This is a genomic window from Streptomyces formicae (genome assembly GCF_002556545.1).
Lineage (GTDB): Bacteria > Actinomycetota > Actinomycetes > Streptomycetales > Streptomycetaceae > Streptomyces > Streptomyces formicae_A.
In genome coordinates, this window is sequence record NZ_CP022685.1 from 2,062,860 (window position 1) to 2,083,592 (window position 20,733).

The 20,733-nt window shown below is 67.7% G+C and carries 16 protein-coding genes and 3 rRNA genes; 6 read left to right on the forward strand and 13 right to left on the reverse strand.

The window, feature by feature from the left end; genetic code table 11:
* Positions 1–7 precede the first annotated feature (7 nt).
* The gene (locus KY5_RS08475) at positions 8–1,366 is read left to right on the forward strand and encodes an FtsX-like permease family protein (RefSeq protein ID WP_234362654.1); all 1,359 of its coding nucleotides are present in this window, start codon (positions 8–10) and stop codon (positions 1,364–1,366) included.
* Positions 1,367–1,375: 9 nt separating this feature from the next.
* Here the strand turns inward: KY5_RS08475 and KY5_RS08480 are convergent, their stop codons facing one another.
* From KY5_RS08480 to KY5_RS08490, 3 genes are read right to left on the reverse strand one after another with little or no spacing between them, the layout of a single operon-like run.
* Positions 1,376–2,281, reverse strand: a complete 906-nt coding sequence (locus tag KY5_RS08480; protein WP_098241644.1) for an NAD kinase — start codon at positions 2,279–2,281, stop codon at positions 1,376–1,378.
* 11 nt (positions 2,282–2,292) lie between these two features.
* Positions 2,293–3,108 carry a TlyA family RNA methyltransferase gene (locus KY5_RS08485; protein ID WP_098241645.1) on the reverse strand — a complete coding sequence of 272 codons (816 nt, stop codon included), beginning with the start codon at positions 3,106–3,108 and terminating at the stop codon, positions 2,293–2,295.
* A 7-nt stretch (positions 3,109–3,115) separates the two neighbouring features.
* Complete coding sequence (locus KY5_RS08490; RefSeq protein WP_098241646.1) at positions 3,116–3,424, reverse strand: hypothetical protein; 309 nt, start codon at positions 3,422–3,424, stop codon at positions 3,116–3,118.
* Between the two features lie 42 nt (positions 3,425–3,466).
* Between KY5_RS08490 and KY5_RS08495 the strand changes: the two genes are divergently transcribed.
* The gene (locus tag KY5_RS08495; protein ID WP_098241647.1) at positions 3,467–3,814 is read left to right on the forward strand and encodes an alkyl sulfatase C-terminal domain-containing protein; all 348 of its coding nucleotides are present in this window, start codon (positions 3,467–3,469) and stop codon (positions 3,812–3,814) included.
* On the opposite strand, the gene KY5_RS08500 is transcribed toward KY5_RS08495, so the two are convergent.
* From KY5_RS08500 to KY5_RS08510, 3 genes are read right to left on the reverse strand one after another with little or no spacing between them, the layout of a single operon-like run.
* On the reverse strand, positions 3,798–4,679 hold the full coding sequence (locus tag KY5_RS08500) for an ABC transporter ATP-binding protein (protein ID WP_098241648.1): 882 nt from the start codon (positions 4,677–4,679) through the stop codon (positions 3,798–3,800). The genes KY5_RS08495 and KY5_RS08500 overlap by 17 nt on opposite strands.
* The gene (locus tag KY5_RS08505) at positions 4,676–5,704 is read right to left on the reverse strand and encodes a FecCD family ABC transporter permease (protein WP_098241649.1); all 1,029 of its coding nucleotides are present in this window, start codon (positions 5,702–5,704) and stop codon (positions 4,676–4,678) included. The genes KY5_RS08500 and KY5_RS08505 overlap by 4 nt, the downstream gene beginning before the upstream one ends.
* Positions 5,701–6,744 carry a FecCD family ABC transporter permease gene (locus KY5_RS08510; RefSeq protein WP_098241650.1) on the reverse strand — a complete coding sequence of 348 codons (1,044 nt, stop codon included), beginning with the start codon at positions 6,742–6,744 and terminating at the stop codon, positions 5,701–5,703. Before KY5_RS08510 ends, KY5_RS08505 begins: the two co-directional genes overlap by 4 nt.
* A 53-nt stretch (positions 6,745–6,797) precedes the next feature.
* Here KY5_RS08510 and KY5_RS08515 point away from each other — a divergent pair, with 53 nt between their 5' ends.
* The gene (locus KY5_RS08515; RefSeq protein WP_098241651.1) at positions 6,798–7,826 is read left to right on the forward strand and encodes an ABC transporter substrate-binding protein; all 1,029 of its coding nucleotides are present in this window, start codon (positions 6,798–6,800) and stop codon (positions 7,824–7,826) included.
* Positions 7,823–8,656, forward strand: coding sequence for a siderophore-interacting protein (locus KY5_RS08520; protein WP_098241652.1), 834 nt, complete (start codon positions 7,823–7,825; stop codon positions 8,654–8,656). The genes KY5_RS08515 and KY5_RS08520 overlap by 4 nt, the downstream gene beginning before the upstream one ends.
* A gap of 68 nt (positions 8,657–8,724) precedes the next feature.
* On the opposite strand, the gene KY5_RS08525 is transcribed toward KY5_RS08520, so the two are convergent.
* Entirely contained in the window at positions 8,725–9,777 is a 1,053-nt protein-coding gene (locus KY5_RS08525) for an HAD hydrolase-like protein (protein ID WP_098241653.1), read from the reverse strand.
* 72 nt (positions 9,778–9,849) lie between these two features.
* Here KY5_RS08525 and KY5_RS08530 point away from each other — a divergent pair, with 72 nt between their 5' ends.
* Positions 9,850–11,127, forward strand: coding sequence for a DUF1015 domain-containing protein (locus KY5_RS08530; protein WP_098241654.1), 1,278 nt, complete (start codon positions 9,850–9,852; stop codon positions 11,125–11,127).
* Positions 11,128–11,207: 80 nt separating this feature from the next.
* Here the strand turns inward: KY5_RS08530 and KY5_RS42100 are convergent, their stop codons facing one another.
* The 6 genes from KY5_RS42100 to KY5_RS08555 all read right to left on the reverse strand — a co-directional run bounded on the left by KY5_RS42100 (position 11,208) and on the right by KY5_RS08555 (position 19,754).
* Positions 11,208–11,942, reverse strand: a complete 735-nt coding sequence (locus KY5_RS42100; RefSeq protein ID WP_199842982.1) for a hypothetical protein — start codon at positions 11,940–11,942, stop codon at positions 11,208–11,210.
* Positions 11,879–13,252, reverse strand: a complete 1,374-nt coding sequence (locus tag KY5_RS42105) for a hypothetical protein (RefSeq protein WP_199842984.1) — start codon at positions 13,250–13,252, stop codon at positions 11,879–11,881. Before KY5_RS42105 ends, KY5_RS42100 begins: the two co-directional genes overlap by 64 nt.
* A 93-nt stretch (positions 13,253–13,345) precedes the next feature.
* A 5S ribosomal RNA gene (rrf, locus tag KY5_RS08540) occupies positions 13,346–13,462 on the reverse strand.
* A gap of 138 nt (positions 13,463–13,600) precedes the next feature.
* Positions 13,601–16,723: ribosomal RNA gene (locus KY5_RS08545) — 23S ribosomal RNA — on the reverse strand.
* A gap of 298 nt (positions 16,724–17,021) precedes the next feature.
* Positions 17,022–18,547 (reverse strand): 16S ribosomal RNA (locus tag KY5_RS08550).
* The 16S, 23S and 5S rRNA genes sit together here, the layout of an rRNA operon.
* A gap of 565 nt (positions 18,548–19,112) precedes the next feature.
* On the reverse strand, positions 19,113–19,754 hold the full coding sequence (locus KY5_RS08555) for a DNA-3-methyladenine glycosylase (protein WP_098241656.1): 642 nt from the start codon (positions 19,752–19,754) through the stop codon (positions 19,113–19,115).
* 160 nt (positions 19,755–19,914) lie between these two features.
* On the opposite strand from KY5_RS08555, the gene KY5_RS08560 reads away from it, so the two are divergent.
* Positions 19,915–20,697: a sporulation protein gene (locus tag KY5_RS08560; protein WP_098241657.1), complete on the forward strand. Its 783-nt coding sequence runs from the start codon at positions 19,915–19,917 to the stop codon at positions 20,695–20,697.
* Positions 20,698–20,733 lie beyond the last annotated feature (36 nt).

Consider the following 20,733-nt stretch of genomic DNA (forward strand, 5'->3'; position numbering starts at 1 on the left):
GATCGACATGGCAACAGGACTGGCACAGGCTGCCCTGCGCGCGCACCGCCCGGCTTTCGTGGGCACGGCGGTGGCCGCGCTCTTCGCGGCGACCGTGGTGAGCGCTTCGACAATGATGCTCACCTCGACGAGCGCGGGGAGCACCGAGGGACTCTCCGCGGCGGCCCGCGCGCAGATCGCGGAGAACAGCGTGGGCGACATGGCCGTCGTCCTGTTGATCGGATCCATCTACATGTCGATTTTCGTGGTCGCGTCGACGATGGGCACGGCCGTGGCACAGCAGCACCGCGAGCTGGCCATGGTCCGCTCGATCGGCGCCAAGCCCCGCCAGGTCCGCCGCGCGGTGGCCGTGCAGGCGCTCGCCGCGTCGGTCCCCGCGGCCCTCGCCGGCTTCGTCCTCGGCGGCTTCGGCGCCCGCTGGTGGCACGCGGGGATGGTCTCGCACGGGCTGCTGCCCGCCGAGGCCACCTTCCGCTTCAGCTGGCTCGCGCTGCCCGTGTGCATCGGTGTGGCCGTGGTGACCACGACGCTCGCCGCCTTCCTCTCCGCGCTGCGCTTCTCCCTGTTGCGTCCGGCCCGCGCCCTGGGCGAGGCGGCGACCGGGCGGCGCGGCCTCGGGCTCCTGCGCGCACCGCTCGGGGTGATCGCGATCGCGGGGGCCTGCGTGGTCGCCGTACTCCTGTCGAAGCAGCCGGCGGCCGAGGCGGGCGAGGGCGCGTTCCTCGTGCTGATCCTCTTCTGCGTCGGCGCCGGTCTGCTCGGCCCGCGACTCATCGGCCCCGCGGCCTGGCTGGTCTCCTCGGCCGTCGGCCGGTTCGGCCCGAGCGCGCGCCTGGCGATGCTCAACGTCCGTTCGCAGCCCCGCCGCTTCTCCGCCGCGGTCGTCCCGCTCGTCCTCGTCGTGGGGTTCGGGCTCACCAAGATCGGCATGCATACGACGGCGCAGCACCACACCGGCTCGGCGGGCAGCCCCGGCGAGGTCTGGCTCGACTACGTGGGCACGGGTCTGTACGCGGGCTTCGCCGCCATCGCCGCGGCGAACACCCTCGCGATGATCTCCTTCGAACGCCGCCGTGACGTCGCCCTGCTGCGGGTGGTGGGCAGTCAGCGCGCGCAGGTGCGCGCGATGGCGGCCTGGGAGGCCGTGGTCGTCGCGGGCACGGCGCTGCTGCTCGGCTGCGCGATCGCACTGGGCACGCTCGCGCCGATCCTCAGCACGGCGTTCGGCTCCTCCCTGCCGTACCTGCCGTGGCCCGTGCCGACCGGCGTCGCGACGGGCACGCTGCTGCTGACCCTGCTCGCCACCGGGTTGCCGGTCCGCGCCGTGATGCGCAAGCGGGCGATCTCGGTGGTCGGCGCCACCTGACCCCGAGGGTCAGTGCGGCGCCCCCCGCCACCCGGAGACCGGCAGCGCGAACTTGGCGACGAGTCGATCCGTGAACGACGCGTGGTGCAGCCGCGCGAGCCGCACCGGCACCTCGCCCCTGCGCACCTCGACCCGCGCCCCCGCGGGCAGTTCGACGGTCCGCCGCCCGTCGCACCAGAGCACGCCGTGCGGCGTGTGCTGCTGGACCTCGACGGCGAGCACCGAGTCGGGCGAGGTCACCAGGGGCTTGGCGAACAGCGCGTGCGCGCTGATCGGCACCATGAGCAGCGCCTCGACCTCGGGCCAGACGACGGGACCGCCCGCCGAGAAGGCGTACGCCGTCGATCCCGTCGGCGTCGCGCAGACGATGCCGTCGCAGCCGAAGCCGGTGACGGGCCGCCCGTCGATCTCCAGGACGACCTCCAGCATCCGCTCGGGCGAGACCTTCTGGACCGCGGCCTCGTTGAGCGCCCAGTCGCGGTGCACGACGTCGCCGTTGCGGCGCACGACGACGTCGATCGTCATGCGCTCCTCGACCTCGTACGCCTTGGTGACCACGCGGTCGACGACCTTGTCGAGGTCGTCGCGCTCGGCCTCGGCGAGGAAGCCGACCCGGCCGAGGTTGACGCCGAGCATCGGCACCCCGGAGGCCCGGGCGAACTCGGCGCCGCGCAGCAGCGTCCCGTCGCCGCCGAGCACGACGATCAGCTCACAGTCGTCGATGCAGTCGGCGGTGGCCTCCTTGACCGTCTCGACCTCGTCGGGCAGCGGCAGGTCCTCGGCCTCCGCCTCCAGGACCCGTACGCCGAGGCCGCTGCGCAGCAGCCCCTGGACGACGAGTTCGGCGCTGCGGATGGCCGCGGGCCGTCCCGTGTGCGCGAGCAGGAAGACGGTACGAGCTCGGGTCTGGGTCACTCGGGTCTGGGTCAACGGGGCCCCTCCGCCACGGCACGGTCAACGTCCGCCGGGTCCAGTTCGGGAGCCCCGGCGCGCAGCCACAGAAAGTACTCGACGTTCCCCGAAGGCCCTGGCAGCGGGCTCGCGGTCACCCCGCGCACCCCGAGGCCGAGCCCCCACGCCTGCCGCGCCACCTCGCGCACGGCCTCGGCCCGCAGTTCGGGGCTGCGCACCACGCCGCCGCTGCCGAGCCGCTCCTTGCCGACCTCGAACTGCGGCTTGACCATGAGCGCGAGGTCCGCGTCCGGCGCCGCGCACCGCACGAGGGCGGGCAGCACCAGGCCGAGCGGGATGAACGAGAGGTCGCCGACGACCAGGTCGACGGGGACGCCGTCGATGGCTTCGAGCGTCAACTCCCGTACGTTCGTACGGTCCTTCACGGTGACCCGGTCGTCACTCTGGAGGGACCACGCGAGCTGGCCGTAGCCGACGTCGACGGCGACGACGTGCGCGGCGCCCGCCCGGAGGAGCACGTCGGTGAAGCCGCCGGTGGAGGCGCCCGCGTCGAGCGCGCGCCGCCCCTCGACGACCAGCCCCCGCGGCCCGAAGGCGGCGAGCGCGCCCGCGAGCTTGTGCCCGCCGCGCGAGACGTAGTCGGGGTCGCTGTCGTCCTGCGAGACCACGATCGCGGCGGCCGTCTCGACCTGGGTCGCGGCCTTGGTCGCGACGGTCTTGCCGACCGCGACCCGGCCTGCGGCGATCAGCTGGCTCGCGTGCTCGCGCGAGCGCGCGAGCTTCCTGCGGACGAGCTCGGCGTCGAGGCGGCGTCGTGCCACTCCTGCCACGTTCGGTTCAGCTCCTGTTGTACGAAGGTGTGGGCGCCCCTGGGGGTGCCGGTGGGCCGGGACGGGTGTCGAGCGCGGTCAGCGCGTCGCGCAGGCCCCGGTGTACATCCTCGTACACCTCGGTGTGTCCTTCCGTGGCGAGGTGGTCCGCGTCGCCGAGACGGGCCAGGCCGGAGTCCACGTCGGCGTTGCCCGTGGGGGTGCGCTCGACGCCGAGGGGCGCCGGGGCTGCGGGGTCGTACGACGGCTCGTCCGGAACCTGAGGCTCCGGGTCCACCGCCTCCCCCTCTTCGGGGCCCGCGTAAGAGTCGCTCATGGCACGACGCTACCCCGAAGCGCTGCGGTACCGTCGATCACGATGGCGACCATGGCGGAGTGCCGCACCGCACTCGACAGACTCTCGGACAATCTCGCGTCCGCAGACGGCGACGTGCGCGGCGCCGTGGCCCTGAACCGCTCACTGAGCTGCCGCATCACCGATCTCGACGTCACCTTCACCGGGCGTCTGGAGAACGGCCGGATCACGGTGCTCGACCACCATCCGGGCCCGCCCCGCGAGAAGGCCGAGATCCGCCTCGCGATGACCGGCGACGACCTCGTCGCGATGGTCTCCGGCGAGCTGAACTTCGCGAAGGCGTGGGCCTCGGGCCGGGTGAAGCTGGAGGCGGGCTTCCGGGATCTGCTGAAGCTCAGATCCCTGCTTTAGCCGGTGCCCTGCGCCCCGCGCGCGCCGCCGGGATCACCAGCGGCGTCCCCGTCTCCGGGTCGTCGATGATCTGGCAGCTGATCCCGAACGTCTGCTCCACGAGGTCCGCCGTGACGATGTCGGCGGGCGCGCCCTCGGCGACGACCGCGCCGTCGCGCAGCGCGATGAGGTGCGTGGCGTAGCGGGCGGCGTGGTTCAGGTCGTGCAGCACGGCGACGAGCGTGCGGCCCTGCTCCTCGTGGAGCTCGGCGCACAGGTCGAGGACGTCGATCTGGTGCTGGATGTCGAGGAACGTCGTGGGCTCGTCGAGGAGGAGCAGCGGGGTCTGCTGCGCCAGGGCCATCGCGATCCAGACGCGCTGGCGCTGGCCGCCGGAGAGTTCGTCGACATAGCGATCGGCGAGTTCGCGCACGCCGGTCGACTCCATCGACGCGTCGACGATCCGCTCGTCGTCGTCCGACCACTGCCGCAGAAGGCCCTGGTGCGGATAGCGGCCGCGCGCCACCAGGTCGCCGACCGTGATCCCGTCGGGCGCGATGGACGACTGGGGCAGCAGGCCGAGCGTCTTGGCGACCTTCTTGGCGGGCATCGACTGGATGACGTTGCCGTCGAGCAGCACGCGGCCCTCGGACGGCTTCAGCATCCGGGACAGGGCGCGCAGCAGCGTCGACTTGCCGCAGGCGTTGGGGCCCACGATCACGGTGAAGGAGTTGTCGGGGATCTCGACGGACAGCTTCTCCGCGATGACGCGCTGGTCATAGCCGAGGGTGACGTCGTCGGCGATGAGCCGGTTCACAGCAGCACGCTCCTGGTCCTTGGGTAGTACGCGGTCCTGGGGTGGTACGGGTTCGCGGCGGGGCCTCATATGCGTCCCGCCTTGCGCTGCGTGACGAGCAGCCACAGCAGATAGACGCCGCCGAGCACGCCGGTGACGACGCCGACGGGCAGCTGGTCCGCGCCGAAGGCCCGCTGCGAGGCCCAGTCCGCGACGATCAGGAGCGTGGCGCCCATGAACATCGCGGGCATCAGGTTCGGGCCCGGCGAGCGGGTCAGGCGCCGGGCCAGTTGCGGTGCGGTGAGCGCGACGAAGGCGACCGGGCCCGCGGCGGCGGTGGCGGCCGCGGTCAGCAGCACGGAGGCGACCAGCAGCACCAGGCGGGTGCGTTCGACGCGCACGCCGAGCGCGCCCGCGACGTCGTCGCCCATCTCCAGCATCCGCAGCGGCCGCCCGTACACGAGCACGAGCGGTACGAGGACGGCACAGAGCGCGAGCAGCGGCCAGACCTGGTCCCAGTCGCGCCCGTTGAGGGATCCCGTCATCCAGACCACGGCACGGGCGGCGTCCACGAAGTCGGCCTTGGTGAGCAGATAGCCGTTGACGGCCGTCATGAAGGCGGAGACGCCGATGCCGACGAGGACGAGCCGGTAGCCGTGCACGCCCCGCTTCCAGGCGAGCAGATAGATGGCGAGGCCGGTCACCAGACCGCCGACGAGCGCGCCGCCCGCGACCTCGACCGCGTCGCCCTGGAACAGGACGATCATCGTGAGCGCGCCCGCGGTCGACCCCTGTCCGAGGCCGAGCACGTCCGGGCTGCCCAGCGGGTTGCGCGCGATGGACTGGAAGAGCGCGCCGCCGAGACCGAGGGCCGCGCCGACGAGCAGTCCGACAAGGACCCGCGGAAGGCGCAGGTCGTTGATGATGAACTCCTGCCCCGCGTTGCCGTTGCCGAGCAGGGTGCGGACGACGTCGGCGGCGGGGATGGGGAAGTCGCCGGTGCCGATGAGGACGACGCTCGCGGCGAGCGCGGCCACAAGGAGCAGGGCGACGACCACCGCGGTGCGGACGTCGAGCCGGACGGAGAGGCCGCCCCGGGTGCGTATCGCCTTCACAGCTGGGCCAACTTCCGCCGACGTACGAGAAGGATGAAGACGGGCGCGCCGATGACCGCGGTCACGATGCCCACCTGGAGCTCGGCGGGCCGCGCCACCACGCGGCCCACGACGTCCGCGCCGAGCAGCAGGACCGGCGAGAGGACGGCGGCGTACGGCAGGATCCAGCGCATGTCGGGTCCGGTGAAGGAGCGCACGATGTGCGGCACCATCAGACCGACGAAGACGATGGGCCCGCAGGCCGCCGTCGCCGCGCCGCACAGCAGGGTCGCGGCCGCCATGGACAGCGCGCGCGTACGCGTCAGATGGGCGCCGAGCGCGCGGGCGGTGTCGTCGCCCATGGCCATGGCGTTCAGCGGCCGGGCCAGGGAGAGGGCGAGCACGGTGCCGATCACGAGGAAGGGCAGCACCTGCTTGATGGTGTCCATGTTGGCGGAGGCCAGGGAGCCGACCGTCCAGAAGCGCATCTTGTTGAGCGCGGCGCCGTCCGTGATCATCACGGCCTGGAGATAGCCGTAGAGCGCGGCGCTGATGGCGGTGCCCGCGAGCGCGAGCCGCACGGGCGTCGCGCCGCGCGCGCCGCCGAGGATGTAGAGGAACACGCCGACGATCGCGGCGCCCGCGAAGGCGAACCACACGTAGCCGCTGAGCGAGGTCACGCCGAAGAAGCTGATCGCGGTGACGACCGCGGCGGACGCGCCCAGGTTGATGCCGAGCAGCCCGGGGTCGGCCAGCGGGTTGCGGGTGAGTGCCTGGAGGACGGCGCCGGAGAGGCCGAGCGCGACACCGGCGAGCAGGCCGAGCAGGGTGCGGGCGAGCCGCTCGCCGACCACCACGTCCCCGTACGTCCCCGAGTCCTCGAACAGTCCGTGCCAGACCTGGTCCAGGGACATCGATTTCGCGCCGATCGCGATGCTCGTCAGGAAGAGGAGCAGCAGCACGAGCACCGACGCCAGCAGTCCGATGCTGCGTATCGCGCGGCGCTTGGGGGGCGCGGGAGCGGATTCCGCGCGGGGTTCTGGGGGACTGTCGACCAACACCAGGTTAGGTTAGCCTACCCTCGCACTGCACTTCGATGAGAGAAGCGCCACCCATGCCCGCATCCCGTCGCTCCCCCTCGACTGCCCTGAACCGCCGCGGCGTAATCACCGCGGGCGGCGCGCTCGGCGTCGGCGCGCTGCTCACCGCGTGCGGCGGCGGCAAGGAGAAACGGTCCGGCGGCGACACCAGGGCCTGGCGCTTCAAGGACGACCGCGGCAAGACCGCCACCGCCGAGCGACTCCCGAAGAACATCGTCGCCTTCGTCAGCACTGCCGCCGCCCTGCACGACTACGGCATCGAGTGCACGGGCGTCTTCGGTCCCTCCGAGCACATCGACGGCAAGCCCAACCCGCAGGCGGGCGACCTCGACCTCACCGAGCTGACCAGCCTCGGCACCGCGTGGGGCCAGTTCAACATCGAGAAGTACGCGGCCCTCGAACCCGACCTGCTGATCAGCAACATGTTCCCCGCGCCCGCCCTCTGGTTCGTCCCCGAGGAGAGCCGCGAGAAGATCGCCTCGCTCGCCCCGAGCGTCGGCATCAACGGCGCCCGCGTCTCCCTGGAGCAGCCGCTCAAGCGCTACACCGAACTGGCCACCTCCCTCGGCGCCGACCTGGAGACCGACAAGGTGCGTGCCGCCAAGGCCCGCTTCCAGAAGGCCGAACGCACCCTGCGCAAGGCCGCGGCGGCAGGTCGCGGCCTCAAGGTCCTCGCCATGACGGGCGACGCCGACCAGATGTACGTCGCCGTCCCCGACTCCTACTGCGACCTGAACTACTTCAAGGACCTCGGCATCGAGTTCGTCGAGGGCGAGAAGAGCGACGAGTGGGGCTTCTGGGAGTTCCTCAGCTGGGAGAACGCCGACAAGTACCACGCCGACCTGATCATGATCGACAACCGCACGACCGCGCTGCCCCCCGAGGAGCTCGCGAAGAAGCCCACCTGGGCCCGGCTCCCCGCCGTCAAGGCAGGACAGACCGTGGCCTGGTCGATGGAGGAGCGCTACAGCTACGCCGGATACGCCCCCGTCCTGGAGGGGCTCGCCACCGCAGTCGAGAAGTCGAAGAGGCTCAAGCGATGACCGAATCCCCGTACCAGTTCTTCGACGCGCAGGTCCTGCGCGCCGAACACCTCACCCCCGCCATGATCCGCGTCGCCTTCGGCGGCACCGGCCTGTCCCGCATGGCATCGGGCGGCCGCGACCAGCGCATCAAGATCTTCCTGCCGCACCCCGGCCAGGACACCCCGGTCATGCCGGACACCGACTCCGGTGACGCGATGGACTGGTACGCCGCGTGGTGCGCGCTCGACCCGGACGTACGCGGCATCATGCGCACCTACACGACCCGCGAACTGCGCCGCGAACCCGAGGAGTTGATCGTCGACTTCGCCGTGCACGGCGCGACCCCCTCGCCCGCCGACGGCCCGGCCACCAGCTGGGCACGGACCGCGCGGCCCGGCGCCCGCATCGGCGTCCTCGCCCCGGTCGACGAGGAGAACGGGGCGTACGACTTCCGGCCGCCGCAGGACACCGACTGGCTCCTGCTGACCGCCGACGAGTCCGCGCTCCCGGCCGTCGCGAGCATCCTGGAGACGCTCCCGCCGGGACTGCCGACCCGCGTCTGGATCGAGGTGCACGACCTGGCAGACCGTCAGGAACTGCCCACCGAGGCCGACGCCGAGATCCACTGGCTCACCGAGGAGGGCGCCACCACGGACGCGCTACGCGGCGCCGACCTCCCCGAAGGCACGCCCTACGCCTGGGTCGCGGGCGAGTCCGCGACCGTCAAGGCCGTCCGCCGCCACCTCGTGCGCGACCGGGGCATCGACCGCAAGAAGGTGTCGTTCTCCGGCTACTGGCGCAAGGACACGACCACGGACGAACTGATCGCACGGGGCGAAGCCGCCTGAGACAAGGCGTCGGCGTCAGGGCGGGCCCCCCGCCTGCCCTGACGTCACGTCACGTCACCTCGCGCCGCTCACACCCCGAGCCGGGACAGCGCCTTGCCCGCGTCGAGCGCGCACGTGCCCTCCCCTGCCTCGGTCCAGGCCGCCGCGCACAGCGCCCGCAGCCCGTCGATGACCTCGCCCTCGCCGTCGAGCCCGAGCTCGTCGCCCCGCACCGAAGCGGTCCACCCACCACAGCTGAACCCGCCCTCCACGGCGGCGACTTCGGGCTGCCCGGTGAGCATGCCGCGCAGATCGGCGTCGACATACGTCGGCCGGTGCTCGGGCGGCGCGGCAAGGAGCTGCGCCCCGTCCGTGACCCCGGTCAGGACGAGGAGCGAGTCCACCTCTCCGTTGAACGCCCCCTCGATGTCCGTGTCCAGGCGGTCGCCCACGACCAACGGCCGCTCCGCGCCCGTCCGCAGGATCGTCTCCCGGTGCATCGGGGGCAGCGGCTTCCCCGCGACCTGCGGCTCCGCGCCCGTCGCGATGCGTACGACCTCGACGGCCGCGCCATTGCCCGGCGCGATGCCCCGCGCGCTCGGAATCGTCAGGTCCGTGTTGGACGCGAACCACGGAAGGCCGCGCGTGATCGCGTAACTGGCCTCGGCGAACCGTCCCCACGCCATGTCGGGCCCGCCGTACCCCTGCACGACCGCCACCGGATCGTCGTCCGCCGACTCCACGGGCTCCAGCCCCCGCTCCCGGAGCGCCACCCGCAGCCCTTCCCCGCCGATCACCAACACCCGGGCCCCGGCAGGCACTTGCTCACTCACGAGCCGGGCGGCCGCCTGCGCGGACGTGATGACGTCCGAGGCCCCGGTCGGGATCCCCAGCTCCGTCAGATGCTCCGCCACCGCGTCCGGAGTGCGCAGCGCGTTGTTCGTGACGTACGCCAGGTGCATGCCGCCCTCGCGCGCGGTGCCCAGCGAATCGACGGCGTGCGCGATGGCGTGCCCGCCCGCGTAGACCACCCCGTCCAGATCGAGCAGCGCCGTGTCATAGCCCTCGCTCAGCGCCCGCGCGCTGCCCTCGGGCCGCGTCCTGACGCTCCGGTCCGCGCCGCCGTCTGCGGTCTGGCTCATTACACATCGCTCCTCGCTCGATCCCACTCCCCCGATCATCGCTTATGCCACTGACACACATACGATGCCCTAATGAACACAGTGGGTCACGCGGACGCAAACGGCCTCGAACTGCGCCCATTCCGGGGGGTGCGCTACGTTCCCGAACGGGTCGGCAGTCTCGCCGCGGTGACCTCACCCCCGTACGACGTGGTCGTACGACCGGACGGCCTCCTCCACCTGGAATCCGCCGACCCGCACAACATCGTCCGCCTGATCCTCCCGCAGGCCACCACCCCGGCCGCCCGCAACCAGCAGGCCGCGGACACCCTCGGCAACTGGCTCGCGGAGGGCATCCTCGCCCCCGACACCGAGCCCAGCCTGTACGTCTACGAACAGCACGACGGCGACATCCTGCAACGCGGCATCATCGGCACGCTGCGCCTCTCGGAGGCCGCGGAGGGCGTCGTCCTGCCGCACGAGGACGTCATGCCGCACGTCGTCGAGGACCGCGCGGGCCTGATGCGCGCCACCTCCGCCAACCTGGAGCCGCTGCTCCTCACCTACCGCAGCGACGGCTCGGCGACGGGCGCCCTGGGCGTCATCGAGCGCACCGCCCTGCGCGACCCGCTCCTCTCCACGACCACGGAAGACGGCTTCAGCCACCGCCTGTGGTCCGTGCGGGACCCGGCCGAGATCGCCGAGATCGCGTCAGATCTCGCCCGCCACCAGGCCCTGATCGCGGACGGCCACCACCGCTGGGCGACCAATCTGCGGCTGCGCGCCGAGCACCCTTCGCCCAGCGCCTGGGACCACGGCCTCGTCCTCCTGGTCGACACGGCCCGCTATCCGCTGCGGGTCCGCGCCATCCACCGCTACCTGCACCGCCTCCCGGTCGCCGACGCGCTCGCCGCCCTCGGCGACTCCTTCCGCGTACGCACGGTGGAAGGCCCCCTCGACCACGCGCTCGGCGCCCTGGCCGAGGCCGCGGGCAAGGGCAACGCGTTCGTCCTCGCGGGTGACGGCGCCTTCCACCTCATCGACCACCCGGCCCCCGACCTCCTCGCGCGCACGGTCCCCGCCGACTTCCCCGAGGCATGGCGCACCCTGGACGCGACGGTCCTGCACGCCACGCTCCTCGACCACGTCTGGCGGATCCCCGACGACCCCGAGCACATCGCGTACATCCACGACACCGCGGCGACGGTCGAGAAGGCGGAGCGCGACGGCGGCACGGCGGTCCTGATGCACCCGGTCCGCGAGGAGGTCGTCCGCGACCTGGCCCGCCAGGGCGTCACGATGCCCCGCAAGTCCACGTCCTTCGGCCCCAAACCGGCCACCGGCCTGGTCCTGCGCAGCCTGGACTTCTGACCCCGGGCACCTTCCGGACCTACGACAACGGGCGGGCCCCCCTCAGGGAGTCCCGCCCGTCTCAGCTTGCGCGAAGGACGTCAGTCCTTGTCGCCCTCGGCGCTCTTGTCGCCCTCGGCGTCGGAGGAGACCCGGCGCTCGACGACCTCGGCAACCTCGTCCGTCCCGTCGACCTCGTCGTCACCGAGCGCGTCGACGAACTCGACACCGTCCAGCTCGGCGAGCCGGTCGGAGGCGTCGGTGCTGCCGTCCTTGTCGGACTCGACGGCCTTGGCGAACCACTCGCGCGCCTCGGCCTCACGGCCCGCGGCCAGCAGCGCGTCGGCGTACGCGTACCGCAGTCGCGCCGTCCAGGGCTGCACGGAGTTCGCGGCCAGCTCGGGGCTCTGCAACGTGACGATGGCGGCATCGATCTGGTCCAGGTCGCGCCGGGCCCCCGCGGCCACGAGCCGCATCTCGACCTGACCGGCCTTGTCCAGCTTCTGCACCTCCGGCGCACCGGCCATCTCCAGCGCCTTCTCGGGCCGGCCGAGCCCACGCTCGCAGTCCGCCATGACGGGCCACAGCTCGACGCTGCCGGTCATCCGCCGCGCGGCACGGAACTCCGCCAGTGCCTCGCTGTACTTCTGGTTCGCGTACGCGGCGAAACCCGCTGCCTCACGCACGGCGGCGACCCTGGAGGCCAGCCGCAGCGCGATCCGCGAGTAGGCGTACGCCTGCTCGGGGTCCTCGTCGATGAGCTTGGCGACCATCACCAGGTTCCTGGCGACGTCCTCCGCGAGCCCCTTGGGAAGGCTCTGCAGCTCCTGCTGCACGTCCTTGTCGATCTCGTACCCGGTGACGTCGTCCGGGATCGGCAGCCGCCTGATGGGCTCGCGGTCACGGTCGTCGCGCCCGCGGTAGCCCCCGCGGTCGCCGTCGCGCCGGTCGTCCCTGCGGTCGTCACGCCGGTCATCACGCCCACGGAAGCCGCCTCGGTCGCCGCTGGAACGCCCGCCCCGGTCGTCACGGCGCGGCCCACGCCCGCGGTCGTCGCGCCCACGGTCGTCCCGACCCCGGAACCCGCCACCACCACGGTTGTCATCACGCCGGAAGCCACCGCGGTCGCCATCGCGCCGGTCGTCCCTGCGGTCGTCGCGCCGGTCGTCACGCCCACGGTAGCCACCGCGGTCGCCATCGCGACGGTCATCGCGACGGTCATCGCGACGATCGTCACGGCGGTTGTCGTCTCGGCGGTCGTCGCTGCGGAAGGCGGGGCGGTCGCCGTCGCGGCGGAAGCCGGGACGGTCGCCATCACGCCGGAAGCCACCACGGTCGCCGCCACGGCTGTCCCCGCCGCGGTCGTCACGGCGGGGCCCGCTGGGACGGTCATCGCGCCGGAACGGCGGACGCCCGCCACCACCACGGTTGTCATCACGCCCGCGGTAGCCACCACCACGGTTGTCATCGCGGCCACGGAAACCGCCACCACGGTTGTCATCACGACGGTCGTCACGGCGGTCATCGCGGCGATCGTCACGGCCACGGAAACCACCACGGTCGCCGCCACGGTTGTCGTCACGCCGGTCGTCACGCCCACGGAAACCGCCACCGCGGTTGTCGTCGCGACGGTTGTCGTCACGGCGGAAGCCACCACGGTCCGGACGGTCCCCGCCCCTGCGGTCGTCTCGGCGGTCGTCGCTGCGGAAGGCGGGGCGGTCGCCGTCGCGGCGGAAGCCGGGACGGTCACCATCACGCCGGAAGCCACCGCGGCTGTCGCCGCCGCGGTCGTCACGGCGGGGCCCGCTGGGACGGTCATCGCGCCGGAACGGCGGACGGCCGCCACCACCACGGTTGTCATCACGCCCGCGGTAGCCACCACCACGGTTGTCGTCACGGCCACGGAAGCCGCCACCACGGTTGTCGTCACGACGGTCGTCACGCCGGTCATCGCGGCGATCGTCACGGCCACGGAAACCACCACGGTCGCCGCCGCGGTTGTCGTCACGCCGGTCGTTGTCCCGGCGCGGAGCACCGCGGTACCCGCCCCGGTCGCCACCGTCCCGGCCGCGCTGGTCGCGCTCCGGTCGCTCGTCGGGAGAGTTGGTGGACATCGGTGACTCCTAGTCTTCGGTACCGCAGTCATTCTCGCGCAGCCGGGATGCCGGCGCGCTTCGACAAAAACAAAAGGACCCCTGGTCCCAGCGTGGACGCTGGGACCAGGGGTCCTCCAAAAATTGTTCGGCGGCGTCCTACTCTCCCACAGGGTCCCCCCTGCAGTACCATCGGCGCTTTGAGGCTTAGCTTCCGGGTTCGGAATGTAACCGGGCGTTTCCCTCACGCTATGACCACCGAAACCCTATGAATTATCCAGCGAAATCGCCGGATCTCAAACAGGGCAGCGAACAAGCACACTCTTCAATTAATTAGTGACGCTGTTCAGCCGACACAACTGTTCGTTGTTTCAGAACCAACACAGTGGACGCGAGCAACTGAGGACAAGCCCTCGGCCTATTAGTACCAGTCACCTCCACCCGTTACCGGGCTTCCAGATCTGGCCTATCAACCCAGTCGTCTACTGGGAGCCTTAACCCCTCAAAGGGGGTGGGAATACTCATCTCGAAGCAGGCTTCCCGCTTAGATGCTTTCAGCGGTTATCCTTTCCGAACGTAGCCAACCAGCCATGCCCTTGGCAGGACAACTGGCACACCAGAGGTTCGTCCGTCCCGGTCCTCTCGTACTAGGGACAGCCCTTCTCAATATTCCTACGCGCACAGAGGATAGGGACCGAACTGTCTCACGACGTTCTAAACCCAGCTCGCGTACCGCTTTAATGGGCGAACAGCCCAACCCTTGGGACCGACTCCAGCCCCAGGATGCGACGAGCCGACATCGAGGTGCCAAACCATCCCGTCGATATGGACTCTTGGGGAAGATCAGCCTGTTATCCCCGGGGTACCTTTTATCCGTTGAGCGACGGCGCTTCCACAAGCCACCGCCGGATCACTAGTCCCGACTTTCGTCCCTGCTCGACCCGTCGGTCTCACAGTCAAGCTCCCTTGTGCACTTACACTCAACACCTGATTACCAACCAGGCTGAGGGAACCTTTGGGCGCCTCCGTTACTCTTTGGGAGGCAACCGCCCCAGTTAAACTACCCATCAGACACTGTCCCTGATCCGGATCACGGACCGAGGTTAGACATCCAGCACGACCAGAGTGGTATTTCAACGTTGACTCCACGAACACTGGCGTGCCCGCTTCACAGTCTCCCACCTATCCTACACAAGCCGAACCGAACACCAATATCAAACTGTAGTAAAGGTCCCGGGGTCTTTCCGTCCTTCTGCGCGAAACGAGCATCTTTACTCGTAGTGCAATTTCACCGGGCCTATGGTTGAGACAGTCGAGAAGTCGTTACGCCATTCGTGCAGGTCGGAACTTACCCGACAAGGAATTTCGCTACCTTAGGATGGTTATAGTTACCACCGCCGTTTACTGGCGCTTAAGTTCTCAGCTTCGCACGCCCGAAAGCGCACTAACCGGTCCCCTTAACGTTCCAGCACCGGGCAGGCGTCAGTCCGTATACATCGCCTTACGGCTTCGCACGGACCTGTGTTTTTAGTAAACAGTCGCTTCTCGCTGGTCTCTGCGGCCACCCCCAGCTCAGACAGTAAATGTCATCACCGGTGATGGCCCCCCTTCTCCCGAAGTTACGGGGGCATTTTGCCGAGTTCCTTAACCATAGTTCACCCGAACGCCTCGGTATTCTCTACCTGACCACCTGAGTCGGTTTAGGGTACGGGCCGCCATGAAACTCGCTAGAGGCTTTTCTCGACAGCATAGGATCATCCACTTCACCACAATCGGCTCGGCATCAGGTCTCAGACTATGTGCAAGGCGGATTTGCCTACCTTGCGTCCTACACCCTTACCCCGGGACAACCATCGCCCGGGCTGGACTACCTTCCTGCGTCACCCCATCACTCACCTACTACAAGTCTGGTCCGTCGGCTCCACCACTTCCCTCAACTCCGAAGAGATCGGGACGGCTTCACGGACTTAGCATCGCCTGATTCGATGTTTGACGCTTCACAGCGGGTACCGGAATATCAACCGGTTATCCATCGACTACGCCTGTCGGCCTCGCCTTAGGTCCCGACTTACCCTGGGCAGATCAGCTTGACCCAGGAACCCTTAGTCAATCGGCGCACACGTTTCTCACGTATGTATCGCTACTCATGCCTGCATTCTCACTCGTGAACCGTCCACCACTGCCTTCCGGCGCGGCTTCACCCGGCACACGACGCTCCCCTACCCATCCATACAGGCGTTGGCCCTATTGTATGAATGACACGACTTCGGCGGTACGCTTGAGCCCCGCTACATTGTCGGCGCGGAATCACTAGACCAGTGAGCTATTACGCACTCTTTCAAGGGTGGCTGCTTCTAAGCCAACCTCCTGGTTGTCTGTGCGACTCCACATCCTTTCCCACTTAGCGTACGCTTAGGGGCCTTAGTCGATGCTCTGGGCTGTTTCCCTCTCGACCATGGAGCTTATCCCCCACAGTCTCACTGCCGCGCTCTCACTTACCGGCATTCGGAGTTTGGCTAAGGTCAGTAACCCGGTAGGGCCCATCGCCTATCCAGTGCTCTACCTCCGGCAAGAAACACACGACGCTGCACCTAAATGCATTTCGGGGAGAACCAGCTATCACGGAGTTTGATTGGCCTTTCACCCCTAACCACAGGTCATCCCCCAGGTTTTCAACCCTGGTGGGTTCGGTCCTCCACGACCTCTTACAGCCGCTTCAACCTGCCCATGGCTAGATCACTCCGCTTCGGGTCTTGAGCGCGCTACTAAATCGCCCTATTCGGACTCGCTTTCGCTACGGCTTCCCCACACGGGTTAACCTCGCAACACACCGCAAACTCGCAGGCTCATTCTTCAAAAGGCACGCAGTCACGAGATGGAAGCAAGCTTCCATCCGACGCTCCCACGGCTTGTAGGCACACGGTTTCAGGTACTATTTCACTCCGCTCCCGCGGTACTTTTCACCATTCCCTCACGGTACTATCCGCTATCGGTCACCAGGGAATATTTAGGCTTAACGGGTGGTCCCGCCAGATTCACACGGGATTTCTCGGGCCCCGTGCTACTTGGGTGTCTCTCAAACGAGCCGCTAATGTTTCGACTACGGGGGTCTTACCCTCTACGCCGGACCTTTCGCATGTCCTTCGTCTACATCAACGGTTTCTGACTCGCCTCACAGCCGGCAGACTGTGAAAGAGAGATCCCACAACCCCGCATGCGCAACCCCTGCCGGGTCTCACACGCATACGGTTTGGCCTCATCCGGTTTCGCTCGCCACTACTCCCGGAATCACGGTTGTTTTCTCTTCCTGCGGGTACTGAGATGTTTCACTTCCCCGCGTTCCCTCCACACTGCCTATGTGTTCAGCAGCGGGTGACAGCCCATGACGACTGCCGGGTTTCCCCATTCGGAAACCCCCGGATCAAAGCCTGGTTGACGACTCCCCGGGGACTATCGTGGCCTCCCACGTCCTTCATCGGTTCCTGGTGCCAAGGCATCCACCGTGCGCCCTTAAAAACTTGGCCACAGATGCTCGCGTCCACTGTGCAGTTCTCAAACAACGACCAACCACCCATCACCCCGAACCAGTAGATCCGAGTGCACTGGGGTCGGCACTGAAGGCAGCCGAAACCGGCCGTACCTTCAGATACCCAACAGCGTGCCCGACCCGATCACCCAACTCACACGTTCCACGCCGAAGCAGTACTAGTGAAGCCAAGTCATCGTGCCGAGTAGTCAACGTTCCACCCATGAGCTAACCACCGTCGAACGTTTGCCGACGTAGTGGCTCTGGATTCCTTGCGGAATCTAGATGCTCCTTAGAAAGGAGGTGATCCAGCCGCACCTTCCGGTACGGCTACCTTGTTACGACTTCGTCCCAATCGCCAGTCCCACCTTCGACAGCTCCCTCCCACAAGGGGTTGGGCCACCGGCTTCGGGTGTTACCGACTTTCGTGACGTGACGGGCGGTGTGTACAAGGCCCGGGAACGTATTCACCGCAGCAATGCTGATCTGCGATTACTAGCAACTCCGACTTCATGGGGTCGAGTTGCAGACCCCAATCCGAACTGAGACAGGCTTTTTGAGATTCGCTCCGCCTCGCGGCTTCGCAGCTCATTGTACCTGCCATTGTAGCACGTGTGCAGCCCAAGACATAAGGGGCATGATGACTTGACGTCGTCCCCACCTTCCTCCGAGTTGACCCCGGCAGTCTCCTGTGAGTCCCCATCACCCCGAAGGGCATGCTGGCAACACAGAACAAGGGTTGCGCTCGTTGCGGGACTTAACCCAACATCTCACGACACGAGCTGACGACAGCCATGCACCACCTGTATACCGACCACAAGGGGGGCACCATCTCTGATGCTTTCCGGTATATGTCAAGCCTTGGTAAGGTTCTTCGCGTTGCGTCGAATTAAGCCACATGCTCCGCTGCTTGTGCGGGCCCCCGTCAATTCCTTTGAGTTTTAGCCTTGCGGCCGTACTCCCCAGGCGGGGAACTTAATGCGTTAGCTGCGGCACCGACGACGTGGAATGTCGCCAACACCTAGTTCCCACCGTTTACGGCGTGGACTACCAGGGTATCTAATCCTGTTCGCTCCCCACGCTTTCGCTCCTCAGCGTCAGTAATGGCCCAGAGATCCGCCTTCGCCACCGGTGTTCCTCCTGATATCTGCGCATTTCACCGCTACACCAGGAATTCCGATCTCCCCTACCACACTCTAGCCTGCCCGTATCGACTGCAGACCCGGGGTTAAGCCCCGGGCTTTCACAACCGACGTGACAAGCCGCCTACGAGCTCTTTACGCCCAATAATTCCGGACAACGCTTGCGCCCTACGTATTACCGCGGCTGCTGGCACGTAGTTAGCCGGCGCTTCTTCTGCAGGTACCGTCACTTTCGCTTCTTCCCTGCTGAAAGAGGTTTACAACCCGAAGGCCGTCATCCCTCACGCGGCGTCGCTGCATCAGGCTTTCGCCCATTGTGCAATATTCCCCACTGCTGCCTCCCGTAGGAGTCTGGGCCGTGTCTCAGTCCCAGTGTGGCCGGTCGCCCTCTCAGGCCGGCTACCCGTCGTCGCCTTGGTGAGCTTCTACCTCACCAACAAGCTGATAGGCCGCGGGCTCATCCTTCACCGCCGGAGCTTTCAACCCTCTCCCATGCGAGAGACGGTATTATCCGGTATTAGACCCCGTTTCCAGGGCTTGTCCCAGAGTGAAGGGCAGATTGCCCACGTGTTACTCACCCGTTCGCCACTAATCCACCCCGAAGGGCTTCATCGTTCGACTTGCATGTGTTAAGCACGCCGCCAGCGTTCGTCCTGAGCCAGGATCAAACTCTCCGTGAATGTGTACCGGTAATCCGGTGCGACACCACGAGAGCGGAACCAAGGAGAGGAATAATCCCCCCGGTTCACAGCGTCCTCGCTGTGCTGCCTGCACGAACCTCAAGGGCCGTACAGGACTTTTTCAAAGGAACCTCAACTCACCGAAGTGAGTCGGGGTATCAACATATCTGGCGTTGACTTTTGGCACGCTGTTGAGTTCTCAAGGAACGGACGCTTCCTTTGTACTCACCCGCAGAACATTCTCTGGGGCTTTCCTCCGGGCGCTTCCCTTCGGTATTTCGTGTTTCCAACCTTACCAGATCCGTTTTCCGTTCCGTTTCCGGTTCGGATTTCATTTCCGGTGGCCGTTGGAGGGCCTTTGCCTTTCGGCGTGTTCACTACTTTAGCGGATTCCCTCCGCAACTCATAATCGAGTTCCGCGAGTTCGAATTTCGACATGCGAGCATGCGAAATAAGCCCCCGCCGAGGGGAAGTCGTAGGTAGTGGTTGGCCGCCTCCGGCTGTCAGCAGATTGCTGTGACCGGTTCAGCGGCTCGGACTACATTACGGATGCCCCAAGGACGCGTCAAGTTCGTCGACGCCTGGGCGTATGGGCCCGATAAGGGCTCACCGTAGGGTCGTTGGCGATCCAGAAGCGCCACGGGTGGACGCCGCCCTCCCCCGATACGCCCGTCCGGGGTCCGCTCCTGACCTGGTCGGGGTGGGCCGGAGTGCCGGACAGGACGGTGAACGGGGAGTCCGGGTCGCCACAGGCGTCGCTGCCGTTGAGGCTCCGGTCCACATCGAGGGCCGTGGCCAGGCGCGCGGGGCCTTTGGCCAGTTCCTTGTCGTTACGGGCCGAGAGTCGACGTTTGCGGGCCAGCTCGTCGCCCTCGGTGATCTCTCCCGCGCGGAGCAGGACCGCGCTCGCCATGCCCGGTGGACCGCAGACCAGGTTCATGCAGTGCCACATGCCGTAGGTGAAGTAGACGTACACGTGTCCTGGCTCTTCGAACATCACGCCGTTGCGCGCGGTGCGACCGCGATAGGCGTGGGAGCCGGGGTCGACCTCCCCCGCGTACGCCTCCACCTCTGTCAGGCGGAGTTCGATCGGACCGTCCTGCGAGTCGCGTACGAGGACGCGCCCCAGCAGATCCGGGGCCACGTCCAGGACGGGCCGGTCGAAGAAGTCACGGGTCAGGGGCGTACGGTCAGGGGCCGCGATCATGTCGTACGAGCGTAGTGCACCCGTCCTGTGGGCACGCGTGGTCTTCGGACCGCTCGATTGACGGGTGAGGGCGCGGAACCGGGCACGGTCCCCTCGCGTTTGTACCGATCAAGGATTCAAGTCGAGACGAGCCACAGGCGGCGGCCTGGGGAGGAGTGTCATGGGGTTCAAGAAGCTGCTCGCGAGTCTGGGGGCCGGTGGTGCCTCGGTCGAGACCGTGCTGACCGAGGTCAACGTGGTGCCGGGCGGCGTGGTCCAGGGCGAGGTCCGGATCCAGGGCGGGTCCGTGGACCAGGAGATCGAAGGACTCTCCGTGGGCCTGCAGGCCCGGGTCGAGGTCGAGGGGAACGACCAGGAGACCGAGCAGGACATCGAGTTCACCAAGGTGCGGCTCGGTGGCGCCTTCACCCTGCGGGCAGGACAGGTGCACGCGGTGCCCTTCGGCCTGGAGATCCCGTGGGAGACGCCGGTCACGAGCATCGACGGGCAGCAGCTGCGCGGCATGAACATCGGTGTGACCACCGAGCTGGAGATCGCGCGCGCCGTGGACTCGGGCGACCTCGACCCGATCAACGTGCACCCGCTGCCCGCGCAGCAGGCCATCCTCGACGCCTTCATCCAGCTGGGCTTCCGCTTCAAGAGCGCGGACATGGAGCGCGGCCACATCCGCGGTACGCGGCAGAAGCTGCCGTTCTACCAGGAGATCGAGTTCTTCCCGCCGCAGCAGTACCGCGGTCTCAACCAGGTCGAGTTGAGCTTCGTCGCGGACGACCGCGAGATGGACGTCGTCCTGGAGATGGACAAGAAGCCGGGTCTGTTCAGCGAGGGCAGTGACTCGTTCCGCTCGTTCCAGGTCGGTCTCAACGACTTCCAGGGCACGGACTGGGCGGCGTACCTCAACGAGTGGCTGTCCCAGGTCGGCAGCAAGCGCAACTGGTTCTAGGCTCGGAGAGGATCAGCGAGGACCAGCAACCAACCA